The following is a 3056-nucleotide window of genomic DNA, read 5'->3' on the forward strand; positions in this document are numbered from 1 at the left end:
GGTGTCGGCGCCATGGCCGACACTGCCCGCTCGCTTCTGCTCCCCGCCGCCGGTCCGGCGGCACCGCGCCCGGTCCGGGTGGCCTGCGCGGGCTTCCTCACCGCGCTGACCGCGGGGCTGCTGGAGGGGCTGGCCAGGGTCGGTGACACCGGGGCGGCGCCGCTGCTCTGGCGAGCCGCGCTCTACCTGCTCGTCCTCGCGGTGGTGCTGCGCATGGTGCACGGCGACCGCTGGGCGCGGGCGCTGCTCACCGTCGGGCTCGGCGTCGCCGGGCTCGCCTCGCTGCTGCTCGAGCCCGCGGCCAGGCTGCTCTCCGCGGACTCGGTCACCGCGCCGGTGACCGCGCTCGACCCGGGCGGCCTGCTGCTCGCCGGGCTGCGCGCGGTGCACGTGCTCGCGGTGCTGGTCGCGGTGCCCGCCATGTACACGCGGGCCGCGCGGCGCTGGTTCGCCTGATCCGGCGGTGCCTCGAGCGGGCACCGCCGGGCCAGGGTCAGGACTCGAAGGTCGCGTCCAACGCGATGTCGGAGACGCCGGCGAGCGCCTTGCTGACCGGGCAGCCCGCCTTGGCCGCAGCCGCCGCGGTGGCGAACTGGTCGGCGTCGATCCCCGCCGCCTTGCCGCGCACGGTCAGCGCGATCCGGCTGATCCGGAAGCCGCCCGCCGGGTCGGGGCCGAGCGTGACGTCGGCGGTCACGTCCAGGCTCTCCGGGGTGCCGCCCGCCTCGGCGATCTGCGCGGAGAGCGCCATGGCGTAGCAGGAGGAGTGCGCGGCGGCGATGAGCTCCTCGGGGCTGGTGCTGCCGTCCGCGTCGTCGGCCGCGCGCTTCGGGAACGACACGTCGTACTTGCCGACGCCGGAGCTGGCCAGTTCGACCTGGCCCGCGCCGTCCTGCAGGCCGCCGGTCCAGGCGGTGCGTGCGCTACGAGTTGGCATCACGATCCTTTCGAAGGGTAGTTCGCGAATAGCGGCTCCGAACCTACTCGGCCGGGCCGTACGCCACTACCCGACGGCGGCGGTCAGCCGCTTGTCCAGCTGCTCCAGCACGGCGGGCCAGGCGGCGCGGTGCGCGTCCCGCGCGGCGGCGTCGGCGAAGCCCGCGTGCCGCAGCCGCAGCCGGATGCCGCGCGGCTGCCGCACGAACTGCACCGACACCACGGTCTCGGCGCCGCGGGTGTCGGCGCTCACCCAGGTCAACTCCACCAGCCGCTCGGTCTCCAGCCGCAGGAAGCGGCCGTAGTGCGGGTGCCGGACGCCGCCGTTCTCGGTCTCGAAGAAGAACGGGGTGTTCACCTCGCCGGTCAGCAGCAGCGAATCCGGCTGTGCGAGCCACAGGTCGAAACCCTTGGTCCACGCGGCGAAGAGCAGGCCGGCGGAGGCGGACATGACCCGCTCCACCGCGAGCTCGTGCGGCCGGGAGGACAGATCCGGAAGACGAATCGACTGATCGACCATCCCGGAACCATACCCGTGGTCACCGGCGGTGTGCTCGGAGTGCACGGCGCGCGGCCACTCCTGCCGCGCCGCGCGGTCGCGGCGCATAGTCTGGCGGGGTGAGAGCGCCAGGTGAGACGAATCGCGGTTCGGTGGTGTGGGATTGGGGGCTCGCGGGCGGGGTCGCGGTGCTCCAGCTCGCCCTCGGCTACGCGCTGGACCTGCGGCAGGTCGCCACCGACCCGCTCGACGCGCTCGGAACCGCGCTGCTCATCGCCGGTCCGGTGGCGCTCGTCCTGCGCCGATACCACCCGCTGCCGGTGCTGTACGTGGTCTTCGCGGTGGCGATCGCCTACCCGTTGCTCGGGCACGGCTACCTGCCCGCGCTCGCCGCGCCCGCCGCCGCCTTCCTCACCGCGGCCGCGGTGGCGCCGTGGCAGTACACCTACCCGGTGATCCCGGTGGCCTACCTGTGCATGGTGTGGCCGCTGCCGGTGCTGCTCGGCCGGGAGCAGGACGGGTGGCAGGCGCTCGGCGCGCTCGGCTGGGCGCTGGCGCTGGCCGGGACCGCCGAGCTGCTGCGCCAGCGGGCCGAGCTGGTGCGCTGCGCGCAGCGGCTGGAGGAGGCCGAGCCGTGGGAGAGCATCGCGCACCGCGAGCGGGAGAGCGCGGCGGAGCGGTTGGCGCTCGCCGAGGAGCTGCACGGGGTGGTGGTGCACAGCCTCTCCGCCATCAACAAGCAGTCCGGGCTGGCGCTCGAGCTCGCCGATCGGAAGCCGCAGCAGGTGGTGGTCGCGCTGGCCGCCGTCAAGACGGCGAGTCGGGCTGCGCTGGAGGACGCGCAGGAGTTGCTGAGCAGTCTGCGGCGGACCGGGGTGCGGCCGGAGGAGCCTGCGGCGGGCGGGGAGCCGCTCGCGCGGGACGAGGGGCTGCTCGGGCGGACCGCCGGGTTCCTGGTGCGGCCGCCCAAGGAGGCACGACGGACGGCTGAGCCTGCCGAGGAGCCAGTGGCGCCCAAGCCCGCGCCCAAGCCGGATGCGCCGAGCCTCGATGACCTCGACGGGATCATGCAGCGGGCGCGGAGTTCGGGGGTCGCGGTCACCTACCGGGTGATCGGGACCGCCGCGCCGCTGCCCGCCGCCATCGATGTCGTCGGGGCCGGGATCGTCGTCGAGTCGCTGCGGAATGTGCAGCGGCATGCGCCCGGGGCCGAGGCCACGGTGACGCTTCGGTACGCGGCCGATTCCGTCGACATCACCGTCGACAACACGCGCCCCGCCGCCCCGCCCCCGCGTACCCCCGGGCCGCGCGGGGGTGACGGCATCATCGCCATGCGCGAGCGGGCGCACGAACTCGGCGGTGCCCTCACCGCAGGTCCCCGCCCCAGTGGGGGCTTCCGCGTAGCCGCCCGCCTCCCCGCCCAAGCGCGCCTGGCCGCCGTCCCCGGCCCCAAAAAGGAAGAGAGTTAATTCTCGGGGGCTACGCCCCCGAACCCCCCACGCCCACCGGCGAGGAGGATGGGGCTCGGGGCGGCGGAGCCGATGGGGGTTCGGGGGCGATAGCCCCCGAGTACAGAAATCTTCCCCCAACGGGAAAGGCCCGCTCCCCCGGAGGGGAGCGG

The 3056-nt window shown here is 74.9% G+C and carries 4 protein-coding genes; 2 read left to right on the plus strand and 2 right to left on the minus strand.

Annotation, left to right across the window (positions count from 1 at the left end; translation table 11 throughout):
• On the plus strand, nt 1-456 hold a 456-nt coding region (locus ACFUUZ_RS31615), incomplete at its 5' end, for a hypothetical protein (RefSeq protein ID WP_378702705.1).
• Between the two features lie 37 nt (nt 457-493).
• Here ACFUUZ_RS31615 and ACFUUZ_RS31620 read toward each other — a convergent pair.
• Nucleotides 494-937 carry an OsmC family peroxiredoxin gene (locus ACFUUZ_RS31620; RefSeq protein ID WP_378702707.1) on the minus strand — a complete coding sequence of 148 codons (444 nt, stop codon included), beginning with the start codon at nt 935-937 and terminating at the stop codon, nt 494-496.
• Between the two features lie 66 nt (nt 938-1003).
• A complete protein-coding gene (locus tag ACFUUZ_RS31625) occupies nt 1004-1456 on the minus strand; it encodes an SRPBCC domain-containing protein (RefSeq protein WP_378702709.1) in 453 nt (150 codons plus the stop codon).
• A gap of 98 nt (nt 1457-1554) precedes the next feature.
• Between ACFUUZ_RS31625 and ACFUUZ_RS31630 the strand changes: the two genes are divergently transcribed.
• Entirely contained in the window at nt 1555-2904 is a 1350-nt protein-coding gene (locus ACFUUZ_RS31630) for a sensor histidine kinase (protein ID WP_378702711.1), read from the plus strand.
• Nucleotides 2905-3056 lie beyond the last annotated feature (152 nt).

The organism is Nocardia sp. NPDC057353 (assembly GCF_042667085.1).
Taxonomy (GTDB): domain Bacteria; phylum Actinomycetota; class Actinomycetes; order Mycobacteriales; family Mycobacteriaceae; genus Nocardia.